We start from the raw sequence: 20,193 nt of genomic DNA, 5'->3' as shown, positions 1-20,193 counted from the left end.
GACAGCTTGATATGGATTTTTTCAACGACCTCAGTCTTACTGAAGCAACCGTAATTTTCGGATGCTGCGCCCTGCTCATTGCCATAGGGGGCGGGCAACTATCCAAAGAAGGTGACCGCCTCGCTGACCTTACAGGCATGGGTGAGGCTCTTTTTGGAGCATTGTTTTTGGGTGCCATCACCTCACTATCAGGACTGGTCACATCCGTAACGGCAGCCCACGAAAGCCACCCCCAGCTGGCCATCAGCAATGCCATAGGAGGCATAGCTGCACAAACCGTCTTTCTGGCCATAGCAGACATCACCTACCGCAAGACCAATCTGGAACATGCTGCAGCCTCACTTGCCAATATCATACAGGCAGTACTACTTATCCTCTTACTAGGACTACTGATGACCGTGAGCATACTGCCAGAGATCCACTTTTTCAGCATCCATCCTGCCTCCTTCATACTCGTGGGCGTTTACATATTGGCTCAGAAAAAACTAGTCTCCAAGTCTAAAAACATGCCCATGTGGCAAGCCGTAAAAACCGACGAAACCCGCCCAGACATCCCAGACGAAAAAAACATCACCCAACTCTCACTCCCCAAAACTGCCCTTAAGTTTACAGCCCTGGGACTGGTCATCACCATCTGCGGGTACTTTCTAGCTCAAAGTGCCATTGTGATCAGCAATCAGACCACCATCTCCGAAGGAGTCATGGGCGCCATGTTTACCTCTGTAGCCTCATCGCTACCTGAGCTTATCGTATCCATAGCCGCAGTACGCCAGGGTGCACTCACACTGGCTGTGAGCAACATCATCGGAGGCAACACCTTCGACATCCTCTTTGTAGCGGTGGCAGATGCGGCATACTCAGACGGCTCCATCTACCATACTTTTGAAAGTAGTCAGCTCTTTGTGATCGCACTCACGATCCTACTCACCGCTATCCTCACGCTGGGTCTGCTAGATCGCGAAAAAAGAGGCTTTGCGCATATCGGATGGGAAAGCCTCCTGATCATCCTCTTATTTTTAGGAGGATATGCTGTACTGTTTTTCTTATAGTGAAAAAGAATCTCAAAGAAGCTATCCCTTCCTTCCAAACAAGACACTCCAATACCTGGTCTCCTGAGAAGTGGACATCACAAACCTACTGCCTACGATTGGCTAGCAGTGGTGGCGGCTCGCCCGTAAAAGGATTCCAGCGGCCAATCGTGCGAGCCATCATACCCGAAGCACGCATCACCGACCGGTCTCCATACTTATCACGAATCTTGTCCATAGCACTGTAGAGCCCTAGCTGCTCTTCTGTATCATCAAACAAGTCGATCTGATAAAAGCCATTGACCAGCTCACTCATGCGCACACCGATAAGCCGCACCAGCAGGCGACGATTGTATAGCCGCTCAAACAGCTCCAGCGCACGGGGAATCAGCACATGATCTGCTGCCGTATATGGAATGCGCGCCTGCAGCGTATAAGTGTTAAAATCCGAATAGCGCAGCTTTACCGTGATACAGCCCGTCAGCTTCTCTCCACGGCGCAGCTGGAAGCCGAGGTTTTCTACCATGGCGGTAAGAATCCCCCGCAGCTTAGTCATATCTATGGTATCCTTATCAAAAGTGCGCTCCGTACTAATGGACTTTCGCTCCGAATAGGGAATCACCCTAGAGTGGTCTATCCCGTTGGCTTTACGCCAAATGGTAACCCCATTTGGCCCGAAGGCCCGCTCCATCAGGTCTACGGACATCTCCTGCACAGTATGGATCTTGCGCACCCCCAGGCTCACCAGCTTTGCAAATGTCTTATCGCCCACCATGGGGATTTTTTTAACGGATAGAGGAGCCAAAAAATGCTTTTCACGCCCATAGTCGATCCGCATGTGGTTATTGGGCTTTGCCTCATTGGTGGCCACCTTAGAGACTGTTTTGTTTTCGGACAAGCCAAAAGAAATAGGCAGCCCTGTCTCATCCATAATACGAGCTCGTAGCTCAGTAGCCATTTTCCATGCCCCAAAAAACCGATCCATACCGGTAAGGTCTGCATAAAACTCATCGATAGAACTCTTCTCCACCACAGGCAGAGACTCCTGCATGATCTCCGTCACCAGCCGAGACTGCTTGCTATAGTCGGCGGAGTTGCCCCGCACAATGACCGCCTCCGGGCACAGCGACCGGGCCAGCTTCATAGGCATAGCAGAGTGTATCCCAAACTGGCGCGCCTCATAGCTACACGCAGCCACCACTCCCCGATCACTCGTCCCACCGATCAGCACAGGCTTACCAATGAGCTTGGAGTTTTTGAGCCGCTCTACCGACACAAAAAACGTATCCAGATCCAAATGAAGTATAGCGTTCATAAAAACAAAGCGTGATAAGGGTGAAGCATTGATGTCTCACAAAACTAATATTATTAGTATTTAACTAAAAATATTAGTTAAAATAAAAACATAAAGCACCCCAACCTGCTCAGACCCGCCCACCCACAAACTAAACGAGCAAACTCGCAAGCTCAACGAGTGAAGACCATAAGGCATGTAAACATCCCTTTTCTTTGAATCATAATTAAATGCTACAAGAGCACAAGAGAAGGAAAACGAGAAAAGAAAGCACCATGAATCTACTAGCAAAAATCTTCAGAAATGAATCGCCATTGAAACTTAAGTTTAGCAACAGCATGCAAAGCTTTGCAGTGATGCACCAAAAAGAAGGCATCCTCTATGTGGGCAGCAAAGAACTCTGCGAAAGCTTCATGAAACAATATACTCCAAGACAAACCCCCTGATTTTAGAACCAGATCAGAATAACCATCATTACCCAAATCCACCAGCCGTACTTATTGCCAGGCACAAATTTCACACACAGGAGTATAGCTCTTTGTGCCAATAGATAATCAGCCCCTCAGTGACAGTAATGCCACTGTACCAAGCAAATACCCCGGAAGTCACCTTTCGGGGTATACTTTTTTTTACCCCACCTCTACACGCACCACTATAGACTTACTGATTGGCGTATTGCTTTTGTCTGCATAATGATTGATAGGCACCAGTAGGTTGGTTTCTGGAAAATACGCCGCCAGGTTTCCTTCCGGAATGTCATAGGGCACCACTTTGAAACACTCCGCCCTACGCTCCACTCCATCATAATGACTCGTAAGATGCACCACCTGCTCTTCCTTCAGGCCTTTGCGCTTCATATCCTCGGCATTCATCATCACTATACGTCGTTCATTAAAAATCCCTCGATAGCGATCATCAAGTCCATAAATAGTGGTATTAAACTGATCATGAGAACGAATGGTCATTAGCAAAAACGATTCTTCATCGAGTGTATGCTCGGCAAGTTTACACAAGCTAAACTGCGCTTTGCCGCCTGGCAGCTTCGAAAAATCCGCCTCTCGGGCGTTGTTAGGCAAGTAAAACCCCCCTCCCGCTGACCGCTCGGAATACTGCTCAAAACCAGCTATCACTTCTGAGATCTTTTCGCGTATGCGCTCATAGTCACTCCCCAGCGTGCACCAGTCCACAGGACCCGCACCCTGAAAACAAGCATCTGCTATACCCGCCACGATCTCCGGCTCACTCCGCAGCAGCTCACTAGCCGGCCGCAATCGCCCCTGCGAGCGATGCACTTTGCCCATGCTGTTTTCTACCGTGACATAGCGTGCCTTGCCATCCACCAGATCGGCCTCTGACCGGCCCAGAGTAGGTAGTATAAGAGCCGTTTTCCCTGCTACCAGATGGGTACGGTTTAGCTTGGTACTGACTGACACGGTAAGTTCACAGTTTTGCAGCGCCCGCGCAGTATAAGCCGTATCTGAGGCGGCAGACACAAAATTGCCTCCCAGCGCCACAAAAATCTTCGCCTTACCTTCATGCATGGCCTGGATAGCATGCACGGTATCTAACCCCTCTCTGGCTGGCGGGTCAAACCCAAACGCATCTTTGAGGGCCTGATTAAATGCTGGCGACACATGGTGCACGATCCCCACCGTACGGTCTCCCTGCACATTGCTATGTCCTCTCACCGCACACGTACCCGCACCTTTTTTACCTATACTACCTTTCAGAAGCAGCAGGTTTACACATTCTTTGATATTGTCTACTCCGTTTTTGTGCTGAGTGAGCCCCATTGCCCAGCAGATAATGATCCGCTTGCGAGCAGCCAGCAGCTCCACCGCCTGATCCACCTGCTCAAAAGGAACCCCACACAGTCGCTGCAAGTGTACCTCATCATGCGCATCCAAACTGGCCACCAGCTGCTTGTAGCCAGACGTTTTTTCGTTGATAAAAGCCTCATCAAAAACCTCACATCCCTCACGGTGAAGCATTAGCAACCGCTTCATGATCAGCTTGAGCAAGGCCACATCCTGATTGATTTTTACTTGCAAGTATATATCTGTCAGCGCTGCCCCTCCACCCAGCACGCCTTTGATTTGCTGAGGGTTTTTAAAGCGCACCAGCCCGCTTTCGCGCAAAGGATTTACAGCGATTATCTTCCCTCCATTTTCTTTGCATTGCTGCAAAGCCGAGAGCATCCTGGGGTGATTGGTACCAGGGTTTTGCCCAATGACCATGACCACTTCAGCATCTTTGAAATCATCGAGAGTAACCGACCCTTTACCTATTCCGAGCGTCTCAGAAAGCGCCACACCACTAGACTCATGGCACATATTGGAGCAGTCGGGCATGTTATTGGTGCCAAAGGACCGAGCAAAAAGCCCGTACAAAAAAGCTGCCTCATTACTAGAGCGCCCTGAAGTATAAAACACCGCCTCATCAGGTGATGCCAGCTGGCGCAAATGCTCTCCCACCAGCGCATACGCCTCTTCCCATTCTATAGGCTCGTAGTGTACGGAGCCTGGCCTCAACACAAATGGACGCGTGATACGTCCACTTTTCCCTATTTCAAAATCAGTAAGCCGTGAAAGCTCCTCCACGGAATACTTTCGAAAAAACTGCTCATCTACCCGCTCCAGTGTAGCTTCCTCGGCGAGTGCCTTGGCGCCATTTTCGCAGTACTCGCCCAGCTTAGAGCGGTCGTCCGGATCGGGCCATGCACATCCCGGGCAGTCAAAACCATCCTTTTGGTTCATATGCGCAAGCGTCTTGACACTGCGGATCAGGCCCGCCTCGCGCGCCGCATGCTCCAGCGCTACTTTTACAGCTGGGAGCCCCGCAGCATAGCTGGCTGGTGCTTTTCGTCGCAGCTCCTCAAAGCCTATGGTTCCCGTGATGGATATGTTTCGTTGGTATGGAGTAGGATCTGACATATAGTGATAGTGTTGCTGCATGAAGTTAAAAAATCTAATCGGATCCACATACCTACAGCTATACTAGCACAATATCTACCGCCTATAAGACGCAAAAAGGCCACCCCTGTTCGGAGTAGCCTTTTTTTATGCTTTCAACTTGTATGACCTTATGCGATCTCTACAAGCTCGATTTCAAATACCAAATCCTGTCCTGCCAATGGGTGATTGGCATCAATGGTAATGTTGTCTTCAGCTACCTCACGTACCAGTACGTGTGTTTGCTGACCAGCCTCATTGGTAGCTACCAATGTTTGCCCAGCCTCAGGCTTCATGTCTGCTGGCAGATCCGTGCGGGGCACCTGCTGAATAAGCTCGTCATTGCGATCACCGTAAGCCTCAGCACTAGGGATTGTCACTGTTTTCTTCTCGTTCAGCTCCATACCATTTACTGCTTCGTCAAACCCTTTGATCATCTGACCTCCACCTACGGTAAATTGTAATGGGTCACGCTCCAAAGAAGAGTCAAATACCTGACCGTTAGTAAGCTTTCCTGTGTAATGTACCTTTACGGTATCATTCGCTTTTGCTTTACTCATAATTATTGAAATTGATTATTGGTTTTATTACGTTTCGTTAGCCAGAATGGCCACTAGACACTCTGCCGGCTAGCAGATCAATAGTAACAGTTTACTGACGTGCACCAACTATCGTTGGCAAAATGATAGCGCAAAGGTACAAAATGCTCTTACCAATGCCGAAGATATAACTGGTTTTATGAAATTGATATCCAGCAGCTTAGCCTTTGACTACTTTGTGCGGTCTATCGTAAACTGCACCAGCTGCCGCAATGAGGTGTTGTAAGCCGACTCTGGCAACTGATCCAAAATGGCTTTGGCTTTGGCATGGTAGTCCTCCATCACTTCTGTAGCGTACCGAATCCCTCCTGAGGCTTTTACAAAATCAATCACCTCACTCACATACCTGGGCTCATCAGCACTTTTCTTAATCATTTTCTTGATCCGCTTCTTCTCAGAGCGCCCTACCTGATTGAGTGCATATATAAGTGGCAGTGTCATTTTTTTCTCCTTGATATCGATACCCGTAGGTTTGCCTATCTCGTAAGTACCATAGTCAAAGAGGTCGTCTTTAATCTGAAAAGCCATACCCACATTTTCGCCAAACTCCGTCATCATATCCACCGTCTGCGCATCAGCGTCTGCAGAGGAAGCTCCTACTCTGCAACATGCCGTGATGAGGCTGGCTGTCTTTTGACGAATGATTTCGTAATATACCTCCTCGGTGATGTCCAGTTTGCGGGCTTTTTCCATCTGGAGCAGCTCGCCTTCACTCATTTCTTTCACCGCATTGGACACGATTTTAAGAAGATCAAAATCATCATTATTCAATGAAAGCAGCAGCCCACGTGAGAGCAAAAAATCTCCTACCAGCACGGCTATTTTATTTTTCCACAGCGCATTGACAGAGAAAAAGCCACGTCGGTAATGCGAATCATCCACTACATCGTCATGCACCAGAGTGGCCGTATGCAGCAGTTCTATAAGCGAAGCACCCCGATAGGTAGGTTCTTTGATCCCTCCACAGGCCCCAGCACTTAGAAAAACAAAGAGTGGACGCATCTGCTTGCCCTTGCGTCGTACAATGTAGCTAGTGATCTTGTCCAGTAGCATCACGTTACTACGCATGCTTTTGCGGAATTTCTGTTCGAATTCCGTCATTTCGGAGGCTACCGGCGCCTGAATATCTTTTAATTTGAGTGGCATGAATTTTCCAGATGCAATATTAACACCTCCAACCCGCATTACAAATCCGTTTCTTAAGGCTATGCAACCTTTTGTGAATGGTAAGAGGTTTCGTAGTTTTATCAAAAATTAGAAAATCCCCCTCTAGCACTACTGAGCATGCATAAAAGTCCCTACGTTTTACTAGACGTGTTTACCGATAAAAAATATGGTGGCAATCAGCTAGCCATCTTTACTGACGCACGAAACATCCCCGAATCACAGTTTCAGCTGATCGCCCGAGAGCTCAACCTCTCCGAGACGGTGTTTCTCTTCCCTCCTGAGGAAGCAGGGAAAAATTACGCTATGCGGATCTTTACTCCAGGGCAGGAGCTACCTACTGCGGGTCACCCTACTATCGGCACGGCTTATTACCTGGCCGGAAAAGCAGAAACTACACCAAATGGTGAGCTAAAAATAAGCCTGGACCAAAAGGTGGGCACTGTGGATGTTTTTGTGAAAATGAAAGATGGGAAGGCAGAAACCGCTACGATGCACCAACCACTCCCTAAGTTTGGCCAGAGGCATGACGACAAACGCGACATGTTGGCGGCTGTTTTATCGCTATCAGTAGATGACCTGGCCGACCGCCCCATACAGGCCATTTCTTGTGGCAACAATGCGCTCATAGTACCTGTCCGGTCGGCGAGCACGCTCAGCAATATCCGTTTGAGAGTGGACCAGTGGGCGGCACTGAAGGAAGTGATCGACATGACCATGATGTACGTCTTTGCTACCGATGAAGTGCAGGGTGGTGACATCCAGGGACGTATGTTTTCTCCGGACATTGGGATCACAGAAGATCCGGCTACAGGATCTGCAAACGGACCATTGGCATGCTATCTCACCAAATATGACATCATCCCGCTACCAGCGCTGAGTCTGCAAGGGTACGAAATGGGCCGCCCCAGCCAGCTACAACTCAACACCACTACCGATGACAAAGGCAACATCACCTCTGTACAGGTAGGGGGCAAAAGTGTGTTTGTAGGTGAAGGTGTCCATTTTTTGGACTCGGTCTGACATTTATCACCTAAATTGCAGCCCGAAATCATTGGAATAAGCCCTGAATGAGAAAACAGAAAGTTAGATATTCTGAAATCATCCCCCGTACCCAGCAATGGCCGATAGTACAGCTGAGTAAAAACCGAAAAGCGTTTATAGAGGAAGTTTCTCAGGAGTCTTTTGACAATCTGAAGCGCATCACTCGTGGGCGATCACTCCGCGAAGAACTGGAGATGACGGTCTACCGTGAAAAGCTACGAATCAAAGCGAATCCGTGGCGGGTGGACCCAAAAGATGAAAAACCCTTTTGGAGGAGTATACAAGAACGGCTGGCCGATAGCGCCACGCTCCCTCCACAGGAAGCCAAAGAAATAGAGGAAAAATTACTCTATGAGATCGTATCTCGTTACTCTGAAGAGATAGCTGGCAACTTCAAGCGCAATTCGTATCGATTTGCAAAAGCCTTCATCACTTTTGGTTTTGCCAGACTGCTCAATGCTGCACGTGTCAAAGGAATCCTGTCTCTTTTTAGCCGTCAGCTAGATCTGGACGACAAAATCCACATCGTAGGAGAACCAGAGCACATTCGTAAGCTAGCCAAAAAAGGCACTGTGGTAATGGTCCCCACACATTTTAGCAACCTGGACTCTATCCTCATCGGATGGGTGATCCAGTTTTTGGGGCTACCTGCCTTTATCTATGGAGCAGGGCTCAACCTCTTCAATCTGAAGATATTTGCATACTTCATGAACAGCCTGGGCGCCTACAAGGTGGACCGAAGAAAGAAAAATCCCGTTTACCTCGAGACGCTCAAAACCTATTCTAGCAAGGCGTTGCGCAGAGGCTGCCATAGCTTGTTTTTCCCCGGAGGTACACGCTCGCGCTCCGGCAAAATAGAGAAAGCACTAAAACTCGGCCTACTCAGCACAACTATAGAAGGCCAACGAATTCTCTATCAGGAGGAAACACCTGAAAAGCCTGCTACGAAGGTTTTCATCGTTCCGGTGGTGATCAACTATCACTTTACGCTTGAAGCCCCAGCCCTGATCAACGAGCACTTGCGACGCACAGGTCAGGAGCGTTATTACAAGGAAGCAGATGAGTTTACCACCTCTTATAAGATCGCTACGTTCCTATTTAAGTTTTTCACCAAAGGCTCCAACATCTCTGTAAGCATAGGCAAGGGTATGGACATCCTGGGCAACTACGTGGACGATGAAGGCAATAGCATAGATGCTGCGGGCAAGCCACTAGACCCCAAAGACTACTTTATCTCCAATGGAGAAATCACTGTGGACCATCAGCGGGAGCAAGAGTATGTACGCATACTGGCCAAGCGAATCGTAGAGGAGTACCACAAGTACAACCGGATTTTTGCCAGTCATTTGGTGGCTTATACTGCCTTTAAGATGATGGAGCGCAAAAACCCCAAACTTGACCTGTACAATGTACTGCGGCTACCTGACGAAGACACTGTAATCGACTATAAAGAGTTTAAGAAAGCCTGGAAAAAACTACGTAAACGCGTACTTAAGCTTCATAAAAAAGGCAAAGTAGGAGTAGCCGATCATATGCTGGAAAAGGCCGATGCGGCAATAGAGCTGGGACTAAACAATGTGGGCATGTACCATGCCCGTAGGCCGCTGATAAAAAAAGGTGACCAGATCATCATTCAGGATATGAATACACTGTATTATTACCATAACAGAATGGAAGGATATGGGCTCGAAAAACACATCTGAAACTCCAGTAGGAGTAATAGGCGCCGGTAGCTTTGGCACAGCCGTATCTAACATACTGGCGGAAAAAAACAAGCGTGTACTACTCTATGCCCGCAGTGCTGAAAAGGTGGCTACCATCAATGCTTCTCGCGAATGCGCAGGTCATAAAATCCATGACCATATAGAGGTCACCAATGATCTGGAGTATGTAGGACAAAGCTGTAATGTCATCTTCCCGGTAGTGCCTTCAGCTAATTTTCGGTCTATGATGAAGGAGCTAGCCCCCTACCTGCGCCCTTACCACATACTGATTCATGGCACCAAAGGCTTTGACTTAAATATAGATCGCAAAAAAATAGATGAGCAAAATCCGCTATCTCGCGAGCATGTTCGCACGATGAGTGAGGTGATCAAAGAAGAAAGCTCTGTAGTACGTGTGGGTTGCCTGGCAGGCCCCAACCTGGCCCGTGAGATTAGTGACAAAAAACCCGCAGCTACTGTAGTAGCCAGCCACTTTGATGAGGTGATCCGTGTAGGGCAAAACCTACTGCGCAATGACCGCTTTCTGATCTATGGTAGCAATGACCTCATCGGTATAGAACTCTGCGGCATACTCAAAAACATCATCGCTGTAGGTGCCGGTACTATTGCTGGACTAGAGCTCGGCGAAAACGCCAAGGCGCTATTCATCAGTCGCGGACTGGTAGAGATGGTGCACATCGGCAAGGCATTGGGAGGAAATGCTCAGGCATTCCTTAGTCTGGCTGGCGTAGGCGACCTGATGGCTACTAGCTATAGCAACCTGAGCCGAAACTTCACTGTAGGCAACAGACTCGCCAAAGGCGAAACCATCGACGAGATCATCGCCTCTATGGAAGAAGTGGCCGAGGGTGTAAAAACCATCGAAATCATCAACGAGCTAGCCCAAACCTATGGAGTGAGATGCCCAATCACCGAAACACTACATCGGGTGATCAAAAAAGAGATGACTGTAAATGAAGCCCACCGCTACCTGATGAAATTTCCATTTAGAGCGGAAATAGACATAGTATAACTCTCAGAAGCATGCCTGATTTCAAGAAATATTTCATCATCCCTGCGGAGCCGGAAGAGGTCTATGCGGGCCTGACTTTTAAGCCAACCATAGAACTGTGGACGGGTAGTCCGGCAGTTTTCACACCGGAAGCAGGTACAGAATTTTCTCTGTGGGATGAAAGCATCGAGGGAAAAAACCTGGAATTCGAACAAGGGAAAATGATCCGCCAGCAGTGGTATTTCGGTGAGGCCAGCGAAGACTCGATCGTGACCCTAAAACTGCACCCTCATAAAAAAGGCACCTCTTTGGAAGTGCAGCATACCAACATTCCCGAAGAGGCTTATGAAGACATAGTAGATGGCTGGCACAATGTCTACATGCGGGATCTGATTCAGTTTTATACAGAGTAGCTAAACTGACACTGGCAAACCACTGGCCCCGGACTCATAGATGGCTTCCTGCACTTCTATATTACGCAAATACCACGCTCCGTTTGTCTCAAAAGGCTGGTCTAGCAACATAGAACGCACAAAGTGCAACTGGGTCTGATAGACACAATCCCCGGCAAAGCTATGCTTACTGGGCTCGTAGCTAACCGCACGCTCCGGTAGACCAAGTGGCTGTACGGTGATCCCCCCATCACCCTGCAATCGGATACTGCCCTCACTCCCCTCTATCAGTAGCTCTCCAAATGTATATCGGCTGTTTGTGACATTGCTCTCATTGTAGCGGTTGGCATCCAGACACACCATTTGTCCACTTTCAAAAGTCAGCTGGACCAGGGCAGCGTCTTCTCCTTTTATTTCGGAATTGTACCGGCGAAGTTTTGCGTAAACCTCCACTACCTCACCAAACAAGTAACGGAAAGTATCTATAAAATGAATACCAGTTTCGTAGATAAGCAAGCGAGGCATATCTCTAAAATATGGCTGACGATCCATGTATGCATCTGACTGCCAACCGTCGCCCATGCGCATTCGGAAATAAGCATAAAATAGCTGCTCCCCGATTTCATTCGTATCCAACAACGATTTGATCTGTCGATACCAGGGCTGAAACCGCCAATTTTCATGGATCATCAACCGCACATTGTGCTTCTCAGCCGTCTCCACCAGCCCACGAGCTTCCTCCAGAGAAGGAGCCAGTGGCTTTTGGCATATAATATTCACCCCTCGTTTAGCTGCTGCCTTTACGATATCCAGGTGCGTTTGGGGAGGTGTAATGATATCTATAAAATCTGGCTTTTGCTCGTCGAGCATTTTTTCAAAATCAGTATAAACTACTCCAATCTCCCACTTTCGCGCTACCTCTGTGGCCTCTTCCAAGCGCAAATCGCACAGCGCCAGTATTTCTACTTCGGGTATTCGAGCCCATGCTTCATAGTGAAACTGAGCAAAATACCCCACTCCAACACACACACCTTTGAGTTTTTTCTTCATTTAAATCGCCTCCTCTGGTTTTGCTGCAATCCACAAAAATATAGCTAGCAAATTGAACACTACACAGGCATAAAAAAACGGCTCTATGGATCCTGTCCATGCAAACAGGTATGGAAAGGCCAATGCCGTAAGGAAAGAGCCTACATTTCCGGCCATGTTCATTGTGCCAGAAACAGCACCTGCATTTTCTTTACCTATATCTACACAAAACGACCAGGACGGAGGCAATGTCATGTCTGCTCCCAAGATAGCTACCGTCAAATAAATTACTGCTTCGTACACTCCATCGGCATATAGGCTGGCCAGCAGCCCCCCCGCTGCCAGCACAAAGCCTACAATTGCCGGGACACTGCGTGACAGTGCCCAGTTTCCTTTTTGATACATCCTATCTACCAGCACTCCAGAAAACCAATTCCCCACAGCACCACCAATAAGCGGAACAGCGGCAAACATTCCTGCCTCTACGGAGTCCAGAGAATAAGTCGATTTGAGGTGTGGATACAGCCAGGTGAGCGCAAAGAAGAAAGTGAAATTAGAAGCAAAGTATTGCCCCATAGCCAACCACATGTTTTTAGCTCCAAACAACCGCGACATAGCGATGGTCTGCTTAACTACCGGTTCCTTTTCCTGCCGCCCATCTAATATTCGCTTTTTCTCAGCAGGGCTTATGGCCGGGTGATCTTCAGGTCGATCACGAAACAACAGGTACCACGCCAAGGCCCAAACAATACCTATGCCGCCCAATATAAAAAAGCTTACTCGCCACCCCAGTCCTGCGATCATCCAGGCCACCAGTGGCAACGCAAAAGCAGCACCTAGTCGTGATCCCGAGAAATTGATTCCGTTGACAATCCCACGCTCCTTCATAGGAATCCATGAATAAACCGCACGAGCGATTCCGGGAAATGCCCCTGCTTCGCCTGCCCCAAACAGAAACCTGACAATCAACAAAGTCACCAAGCTATATGCAGCACCTGTAAGCGCCGTACATACTGACCAAAAACTCACTATTGCTGTAAGTACCCTACGGGGCCCCAGCCGATCTGACATAATCCCTCCGGGAGTCTGAAATGTAGCATACCCAAGGGCAAAGGCTGACAACACCCATCCCATGGCAGTGTCTGATAAGGCTAAATCACTACCTATGGCATCTTTGGCCACCGATATGCAGACACGATCGATATAAAGGAGCAGGGCTAGCAAAAAGGTGCCTAAAACCATAAAATATCTTGATGGCATCATTGGTTAGTGTTTTTTAGTTTAGAATAGGCTTCATACAAGGCTTGCTCTCCACCCACATTACCCGGAAATACAACATAGGCCATACCTGGAAACCTGGATTTAGCAGACATCTGCCATACAGGTACGCCGGGCAGAAGCTGCCCCAGGACTTTCGCCTCTTTTATCCCCAGTGCTTTGGTAGCCACATCGCTCGATGTAATGCCCCCCTTTGCTATGATAAAGCGAGGAAGCCGCGAAACATCAGATACCACTGCTACTAGAAATTCTGAAATGCGCTGACCGATCTGTAGGTTTTGCTTAGCAGTTTCCGCCGAGAGTAGCTCACGTGACGTATAAAGCACCACGTCTTCGTCTGCAGCAAGGTGTTTACTCACCTGAGATTGAATGTGCTTTAAATAACTCCCATCATCCTGAAGAACCTGTTGCACATTGACCATGAGCTGTGTAGCTGACCCATGCTTTTGTAAATAGGCCAACTGAGCTGTAGTCTTCGGTACGTAGGAGCCTGCTACGATCAAACCTCCACAGCCTTCCGGGTTGACGAGCTCTTCGCGAGCAAGCAATGGCTTTGGCGGCACACCCAGCAGGGATGCCACAAATGAAGCCGCAGAACGTACATTTACGCTACGTCGTGACTTGATGAGGCAGTAGGTGAAAAAATCCAATTGCTGGTAATTGGTGGCATTGACGATCAAGACCTGATGAGGTGATACCGACTGCAAAAGGTGTTCTAGCTGATCTCCTTGCTGGTGCTCCAAAAGGCCTATAGGTACCGATACGACATCCTCCCGAGCTATCCTACCACCAGATTTTTCCTCCACCCAGTCTTTTAGGTTGGAGGACTGATAGCCAAAACTCTTATCCTGAGCAAAAGGGCTCTCACCTACAGGTAATAAACTGCCACCATCTTCCAAATAGTGCACATCCTCTATGGTATACCTGCCTCCTTCAAAGAAAGCCGGAATAAGGACGTTGAGGTCAGGCTGCAAACCGAAACCTTCATAAAAAGCATCCACTTCTGCAGGGTAATGTCCTCTTAGCGTAGAATCTCCGCGACTGATGGCATGGATTTTCTTATTGGCACGCTCTCCTGCCAGTTTTAGGTTTCCACCTATTTCCCTGCCCAGCGCTATGGCCTCCGGCTCAGACAGGCTACGTGAATTGGTAAGAATAAAAAAATGAGAACACCCACCTGTCAATACCTCTGTAAGTGACTGCACATCCCAGCGTGTGATGACTGGCACATCATAAGCGGTCTGCGTGCCGGTAGGATCATCATCGAGCATCACATATACGGCCGATGGATCGGCGGCATGCAAGCTCCCTATTTTGTTACGGAGATTCGGATCGAAGGCTGCTGTAGGAATGGAAGGTGCCTTATTCATGGGTTTCATTTTCTATGGCTATCACTCTGGCTGGAGCTCCATCGCCATCTTTTATTTTCAGTGGCAGTGCGATAACGTCCACTTTGGGTGAGCTTATTTGATCCAGATTCGTAAGGCCTTCTACGATGATGACCCCTCCTCCCAGCAATACCTGATGTATTCGGGTAACTTCTTCCAGATTAAAAACATCTGCTACCGATAGGGGCTCTACTCCTATCATTTTCACACCATGACTCACACACCACTGAGCAACCTCTTCACTCAGCCGTGGAAGTTCTGAGCGGTACCGATCCTGACCTGCGTAGCTACTCCAGCCCGTATGTAGCAACAAGCCTTCACCGGATTTAAAATCATCCACTATAGCTCCAAGGTCCTTCAGCCGAATTTCAGCTTTTGGCGCAATATCCACCAGATCCACTACATGACAAGTGACCATGAGATCCTTCACCTCAAAAGCATCGATAGTAGGCCCTGCTACTCCAAAGTGACAGGGCGCATCCATGTGCGTACCAGCATGCGAATAGAGATGCAACGTTTTAGCGTTCCACCCATCTCTGGACAGCTCTTTGGCCTGCTCAAAGCTCACACCTCGCATGTCTTCAGTGTAAGTCATCGTAAGGTCATGAATGCGCCCCATGCCAGTTATTTAGAAATGTAATTAACGATAGCGTCAGCGATTTCGTCGGTCTTGGCCTGTCCGCCAAGGTCTATGGTATGAAGTCCGGATTCTGTTGTCTGAGCTATGCCCGCAACGATATCCTCAGCGGCTGCTTTTTCTCCCAAATGCTCCAACATAATCGCCCCAGACCAGATCGCCCCTATAGGATTGGCTATGCCTTTTCCGGCTATATCAGGTGCAGATCCATGGATGGGCTCAAACATAGACGGAAACTCCTTTTCAGGGTTGATATTACCACTCGGTCCTAATCCTAAACTCCCCATAATAGCGCCACCAAGGTCACTGAGGATGTCTCCAATCATGTTGGTAGTTACGATCACATCAAACACCTCCGGACGCAAAACGAAGCTTGCAGAAGCATTGTCTACATACATAGTGTTATACTCCACATCTGGGTACTGCTGAGCAACTTCCGCTATAACATAATCCCAATAAGCAAGACTGTTGATCAGCGTATTGGATTTGGTAACGTTTGTGACCTTTTTTCGTCGCTTTTGTGCCAACTGGAAGGAATAGTGCGCAATGCGCTCGATACCTGCACGTGTAAACACGCTGGTGTCTGTAGCCAGCCCGGAAGGGCTGTCAGGATTGAGAATTTTTCCGTTTTGCACAAATTCGCCTTCATTGTTTTCTCTCACCACTACAAAGTCTATATCCTCCATTCCTTTGTTGCGTAGTGGACTCGGAATACCCGGTAGCAACTTCACCGGTCGGTAGTTTACATATTGCTTGAAAGTGGTGCGCACCTTGAAGGTGTACAACATGGCCGGAAGGGTATCATCTACCTCAGGATCGCCTACAGCTCCAAAATAGATGGCATCAAAAGCCTTGAGTGTTTCCAATCCATCTTCGGGCATGAAAGCGCCATGCTTTTTGTAATACCCTGCTCCCCAGGGGTAAAAAGTGGTTTTCAACTCAAAACCGTGCTTTTTGGCCGCAGCCTCCATTACCCTCAAACCTGCAGGTACGATTTCGTTCCCTACTCCATCGCCATTAACGACTGCTATATTGTGTGTTTTCAAAATGATTGATAGTTTTTATTACTCAATTATTGTGTTGCTCATATGCTAGCCCCATGCTCCACTGGTCGAACTCAAAGCCGTCTTCGCGCATGGAAAAAGAAATGGTATGTTTGCCGGCCGTGTCAATATCCAGGTAAATCAACTCTGGTTCGCCGCAATGCACTTCTTTCGTGCGCTGCTTGCTGTCCCACCTCCAACTATTTTTACCTGCACACCACTGCATACGCTGACCGCTTGCGGGCCATGAACCGTCCAGCCCTACATGAATCCCATTATCTTCACTCCCGGTGCTGTAAGCACGCACCCAGATGTAATACCTTCCGGGCTCTTCCACCTGCACCTCATAGTCTAATATCGCCATGCGGCCAGGCTCAGGACAAAAGTTGAGCCCCTGGATCAGCTTGTCACCGTGTGTCACGCGCGTATCGGGCAGCAATTCCAGATAGGCACCCCCACTGGCATCAGCCAGGTGAGAATCCTCACGGATTTCAAATTCTGAAGATTCATCTATTGTGTACCAATGCCGCTTCTCATTCTGATATTGCCGGGTGTAGGCTTCTGCCTCCACTTCCAGATACCCCGCTTTCACTACGGGAATATTGCTTGCATCAGAAAACCATGGAGCAAGCATTGCAAAAAACAGTACGGTATTAATCATGATTACCTGAGCTGTTTAGTTGTGTCATCAAAGTATCTCTGGACCGGGCTATATGAGCGCGCGCAGCGGCTTCAGCAGCCGAACCATCACCAGACCTTATAGCCTCAATAATGGCCCAGTGCTCAGCCAGGGTTTCTTCCGGTGTACGGAGCAGCCCTTTGCGTACTACTTCGCTATAGATATTACTGATAAAGTAAATCTTATTAAGTGCCTGATTGCCCACCAGGTCTATCAGTAGCTTGTGGAAGTCTCCATCCGCCCTGGCGTATTTCTTTTGATCGATTCCTTCCGATGCATCAAAACCCGAAAAGCACTTTTCAAGCTTGCTGAGGGTTGATAGATCCTGCCGCTCCGCCAAACGCCTGGCAGCCATTCCTTCCAACACTTCACGGCAGTCATATACATCGATGAGCTCCTGCACATTGAATACTTTCACGTAGAAACCCCTCCTCGGAATGCTCTCCACCAGCATTTCGCTTTCGAGTAGTTGCAGTGCTTTCATCATGGGTGTCCTACTCACTCCCAACTTCTCCGCTATTTTCTCCTGCAGAATCTTCTCCCCAGGCTTCAATTCCTGAGTTAGAATCATTCGCTTCAGTTCCTGATATATGGGGGTACTCAGCCCGGAATGCTCAATCATTTTTTACACAGTATTTTGTATACAATATTCAAATATACCAATAAGATTGTAAATTGCCAGTACGGTAAAATATTATTTCATTATACTGACTTATATCAAATGAATTACCCAACAATCTTCCAATACACACTCACTGTTTTAGGAATTACGCTTCTGAGTGGTCTAAAGCTTTCGGCTCAGTCTCAGGACTGCTATACGATTCCAGCCAAAGCTATCAATACAGCTGTGGTCTCCGATTATGCGCCAACATACTTCGATAAGGGGAGGCAGGCGATCGCTGTAAACTCCATCAAATATCCCGATCAATATGCGGCTGTTTCCTTTTCTTTTGATCAGGCTACTGGTGTATACGACATATACCTCACATCACTTTTAGAATCGGATGGAGAATCTACCTACCAGATACTCATTGATGGGAAATTGGTTGGGGAGTATCAAAACCCGGAATCTACTGAAGATTATAAGCCTTTTGAAAACGTCTTTAAGGAGGTAAGCTTGCAAAAGGGTGCTACTGTGAGCGTAGCCTGCATAGCACATACCAATGGCAAAGTACCTGAAGGTAGTGGAACGGCCTACGCAAGGGGCAGATGGACAAGCATCCGTTTTTGCAAGAATTAGGTTGTCAAGTACCCGTAGATGCATTAAACATATTCTGGGTAGATATCCATTAAAAAACCCCGATGCTCCAATGGTGTGTTTGCGGTCGGGGTTTTTTAATTGGGAGCTGCCAACTGACTGGCGCTGTAGTTATTTAGACGAGTGTAGAGCAACTTTGTTACCTTCAGTATCCAGAAACTGTGCCATAAACCCATTCGCTCCTATTGCGGTTTTGGGTAAAACAACCTTTCCTCCAGCAGGCTCCACTCTGGCCAGAGGTATCGACAAATCATCGCCTCCATTGAGGTAAACCAATACGCCCTGCTGACTGGGCTCATAGCCTGGGCCGGCAGCAATGCTTCCACCTACACCTTCTTTTTCGAATGGGAAAAACCCCCATTTAAAGCCTATATCCTCAGCTTCCATCAAATGCATTTCACATGCCATGACCGCTTCATAAAACGATCTGGCCCGATCGAAATCGGTGACAGGTATTTCAAACCAGTTGAGTGAGTTTTTAGATTTCATTAGTTTGGAAAAAAAGGAACAATTTCATGAAATGAGCATGTTGCTCAACCCAAATATTGATCGGACCGCCGAAGCGGAAACACCAACCGCAATGATCAAACCTGGGTAACAAACCGTTCGTTTCACAACTTTGAACACATGAAAATAAGCATTTTAATCCCTTAAAGCAAGCACATTCAATCCGTCAAAGGGCACTGCTCAATACTTCCCAGCTCAGGTCCACCGCCCTGATTGCCAGAGCCCGCGGCTGTATACAGCACGTCATCGAGTACGGCTAGTCCCGTCCCATGACGTCCACGCTGCAGCCTGCCCACAATGCTCCAGCTGCTCATGGCTATATCATACACCTGCACCTGATCATGAGCTGACTTTTGGCCGCTTTCTCCTGCCGTGTAGTATATTTTTCCTTTTGCAAAGGCTGCAGCCCCACCTGCTGTGGGTACTGGCAAACTATCCGGCAGAGTTTCCCACTCATAAGTTTCCAGGTTGAGCCGACCTACTGCGCGCTGAGTTGTGCTAAAAAACGCAGCAAAATTTCCAGGTTTATGAAAATCACTTTCCCTGCCACCGAGGACATATAAATAAGCCCCATCACTCGCGGCCACTACATGGTCACGCTCATTCGGAGCATCGGGCAGGGTTTGCCATTCGCCAGAACGAAAGTCGTACACATCAGCCCACGCTACGGTACCGCTACTGTGACCATCCAAGATACCACCGACCAAAAAGAGCTTATCACCCACTACCACACAGGCAGCCGCTCCTCGCTCACGTCCTTTGGGCATATCTGGCCCCGTACTCCACCGGTCTGTTCCCGGGTCATAGACCAGCAGCTCTCCTACGGGTACCTCATGTGGGTATTTACCTGTAAAAGCTCCTGCTATGTATACCTTTTGATTATAGCTTACTGGCTGAAAATGATGTATTTCCAGCGGAGTTTTGTTGAGCTGCTGCCAGCTACCTCCCTGAGGATCGAAGCGCTCTACAGGCTTTACACCACGCCCACCGATAAGGAAGAGCTCGTCTCTACAGGCCACAAACCCACACTCATGCCTGGGAGTAGCTTCCGTATCAACTGTGATTGTCTCGAATGCCTGAGCGCTAGTCTCCATCAATGCGAGACAGCCTAACACAATAAAAAATAGATATGCTTTCTTTTTCATGGTTGGAAAGATCGTTTAATCTACTACCAGCCAGCTGCAAAA

General features: G+C 48.2%; 20 protein-coding genes. 7 read left to right on the top strand and 13 right to left on the bottom strand.

Features of this window, described 5'->3' with window-relative positions; translation table 11 throughout:
- The first annotated feature begins 11 nt into the window (after positions 1-11).
- Positions 12-1,049 carry a sodium:calcium antiporter gene (locus C7460_RS06505; protein WP_115867279.1) on the top strand — a complete coding sequence of 346 codons (1,038 nt, stop codon included), beginning with the start codon at positions 12-14 and terminating at the stop codon, positions 1,047-1,049.
- Positions 1,050-1,134: 85 nt separating this feature from the next.
- Here the strand turns inward: C7460_RS06505 and dinB are convergent, their stop codons facing one another.
- Positions 1,135-2,343, bottom strand: coding sequence for a DNA polymerase IV (gene dinB, locus C7460_RS06500; RefSeq protein ID WP_115867278.1), 1,209 nt, complete (start codon positions 2,341-2,343; stop codon positions 1,135-1,137).
- 254 nt (positions 2,344-2,597) lie between these two features.
- Here dinB and C7460_RS23655 point away from each other — a divergent pair, with 254 nt between their 5' ends.
- Positions 2,598-2,768: a hypothetical protein gene (locus C7460_RS23655; protein WP_170147912.1), complete on the top strand. Its 171-nt coding sequence runs from the start codon at positions 2,598-2,600 to the stop codon at positions 2,766-2,768.
- 183 nt (positions 2,769-2,951) lie between these two features.
- Here C7460_RS23655 and C7460_RS06490 read toward each other — a convergent pair whose 3' ends face one another.
- The 3 genes from C7460_RS06490 to C7460_RS06480 all read right to left on the bottom strand — a co-directional run bounded on the left by C7460_RS06490 (position 2,952) and on the right by C7460_RS06480 (position 7,018).
- A complete protein-coding gene (locus C7460_RS06490; RefSeq protein WP_245986205.1) occupies positions 2,952-5,276 on the bottom strand; it encodes an FdhF/YdeP family oxidoreductase in 2,325 nt (774 codons plus the stop codon).
- Positions 5,277-5,404: 128 nt separating this feature from the next.
- Positions 5,405-5,833: an FKBP-type peptidyl-prolyl cis-trans isomerase gene (locus C7460_RS06485; RefSeq protein WP_115867275.1), complete on the bottom strand. Its 429-nt coding sequence runs from the start codon at positions 5,831-5,833 to the stop codon at positions 5,405-5,407.
- Between the two features lie 210 nt (positions 5,834-6,043).
- Positions 6,044-7,018, bottom strand: coding sequence for a polyprenyl synthetase family protein (locus tag C7460_RS06480; RefSeq protein WP_115867385.1), 975 nt, complete (start codon positions 7,016-7,018; stop codon positions 6,044-6,046).
- A 138-nt stretch (positions 7,019-7,156) separates the two neighbouring features.
- Between C7460_RS06480 and C7460_RS06475 the strand changes: the two genes are divergently transcribed.
- Genes C7460_RS06475 through C7460_RS06460 form a run of 4 tightly spaced genes read left to right on the top strand, consistent with a single transcriptional unit; the run spans position 7,157 to position 11,208 of the window.
- On the top strand, positions 7,157-8,059 hold the full coding sequence (locus tag C7460_RS06475; protein ID WP_115867274.1) for a PhzF family phenazine biosynthesis protein: 903 nt from the start codon (positions 7,157-7,159) through the stop codon (positions 8,057-8,059).
- A 47-nt stretch (positions 8,060-8,106) separates the two neighbouring features.
- Positions 8,107-9,783 (top strand): 1-acyl-sn-glycerol-3-phosphate acyltransferase, encoded by a 1,677-nt coding sequence (locus C7460_RS06470; RefSeq protein ID WP_115867273.1) that lies wholly within the window; start codon positions 8,107-8,109, stop codon positions 9,781-9,783.
- Positions 9,761-10,816 (top strand): NAD(P)H-dependent glycerol-3-phosphate dehydrogenase, encoded by a 1,056-nt coding sequence (locus C7460_RS06465; protein ID WP_115867272.1) that lies wholly within the window; start codon positions 9,761-9,763, stop codon positions 10,814-10,816. Before C7460_RS06470 ends, C7460_RS06465 begins: the two co-directional genes overlap by 23 nt.
- An 11-nt stretch (positions 10,817-10,827) precedes the next feature.
- Positions 10,828-11,208 (top strand): SRPBCC domain-containing protein, encoded by a 381-nt coding sequence (locus tag C7460_RS06460; protein WP_115867271.1) that lies wholly within the window; start codon positions 10,828-10,830, stop codon positions 11,206-11,208.
- On the opposite strand, the gene C7460_RS06455 is transcribed toward C7460_RS06460, so the two are convergent.
- From C7460_RS06455 to C7460_RS06425, 7 genes are read right to left on the bottom strand one after another with little or no spacing between them, the layout of a single operon-like run.
- Positions 11,209-12,237, bottom strand: a complete 1,029-nt coding sequence (locus C7460_RS06455; RefSeq protein ID WP_115867270.1) for a Gfo/Idh/MocA family protein — start codon at positions 12,235-12,237, stop codon at positions 11,209-11,211. It abuts the gene before it with no gap.
- Complete coding sequence (locus C7460_RS06450; RefSeq protein WP_221409466.1) at positions 12,238-13,479, bottom strand: MFS transporter; 1,242 nt, start codon at positions 13,477-13,479, stop codon at positions 12,238-12,240.
- Positions 13,476-14,864: a four-carbon acid sugar kinase family protein gene (locus C7460_RS06445; RefSeq protein WP_170147911.1), complete on the bottom strand. Its 1,389-nt coding sequence runs from the start codon at positions 14,862-14,864 to the stop codon at positions 13,476-13,478. Before C7460_RS06445 ends, C7460_RS06450 begins: the two co-directional genes overlap by 4 nt.
- The gene (locus C7460_RS06440; RefSeq protein ID WP_115867268.1) at positions 14,857-15,501 is read right to left on the bottom strand and encodes a cyclase family protein; all 645 of its coding nucleotides are present in this window, start codon (positions 15,499-15,501) and stop codon (positions 14,857-14,859) included. Before C7460_RS06440 ends, C7460_RS06445 begins: the two co-directional genes overlap by 8 nt.
- A gap of 5 nt (positions 15,502-15,506) precedes the next feature.
- On the bottom strand, positions 15,507-16,565 hold the full coding sequence (locus C7460_RS06435) for a tartrate dehydrogenase (protein ID WP_115867267.1): 1,059 nt from the start codon (positions 16,563-16,565) through the stop codon (positions 15,507-15,509).
- A gap of 22 nt (positions 16,566-16,587) precedes the next feature.
- Positions 16,588-17,223, bottom strand: a complete 636-nt coding sequence (locus C7460_RS06430) for a carbohydrate-binding protein (RefSeq protein ID WP_221409465.1) — start codon at positions 17,221-17,223, stop codon at positions 16,588-16,590.
- Positions 17,216-17,863 (bottom strand): GntR family transcriptional regulator, encoded by a 648-nt coding sequence (locus tag C7460_RS06425; RefSeq protein ID WP_115867266.1) that lies wholly within the window; start codon positions 17,861-17,863, stop codon positions 17,216-17,218. The genes C7460_RS06430 and C7460_RS06425 overlap by 8 nt, the downstream gene beginning before the upstream one ends.
- A gap of 99 nt (positions 17,864-17,962) precedes the next feature.
- Here C7460_RS06425 and C7460_RS06420 point away from each other — a divergent pair, with 99 nt between their 5' ends.
- The gene (locus C7460_RS06420; RefSeq protein WP_115867265.1) at positions 17,963-18,481 is read left to right on the top strand and encodes a hypothetical protein; all 519 of its coding nucleotides are present in this window, start codon (positions 17,963-17,965) and stop codon (positions 18,479-18,481) included.
- Positions 18,482-18,610: 129 nt separating this feature from the next.
- On the opposite strand, the gene C7460_RS06415 is transcribed toward C7460_RS06420, so the two are convergent.
- Together C7460_RS06415 and C7460_RS06410 are read right to left on the bottom strand one after the other, a co-directional pair.
- Positions 18,611-18,988 carry a VOC family protein gene (locus C7460_RS06415; protein ID WP_115867264.1) on the bottom strand — a complete coding sequence of 126 codons (378 nt, stop codon included), beginning with the start codon at positions 18,986-18,988 and terminating at the stop codon, positions 18,611-18,613.
- Between the two features lie 176 nt (positions 18,989-19,164).
- On the bottom strand, positions 19,165-20,151 hold the full coding sequence (locus tag C7460_RS06410; RefSeq protein WP_115867263.1) for a Kelch repeat-containing protein: 987 nt from the start codon (positions 20,149-20,151) through the stop codon (positions 19,165-19,167).
- Positions 20,152-20,193: the final 42 nt, after the last annotated feature.

Origin of the sequence: Marinoscillum furvescens DSM 4134 (genome assembly GCF_003386095.1) — a bacterium.
GTDB classification, from domain to species: Bacteria; Bacteroidota; Bacteroidia; order Cytophagales; family Cyclobacteriaceae; genus Marinoscillum; species Marinoscillum furvescens.
The sequence above is the reverse complement of the archived record's forward strand: the minus strand, read 5'-3'. Positions and strand labels throughout refer to the sequence as shown.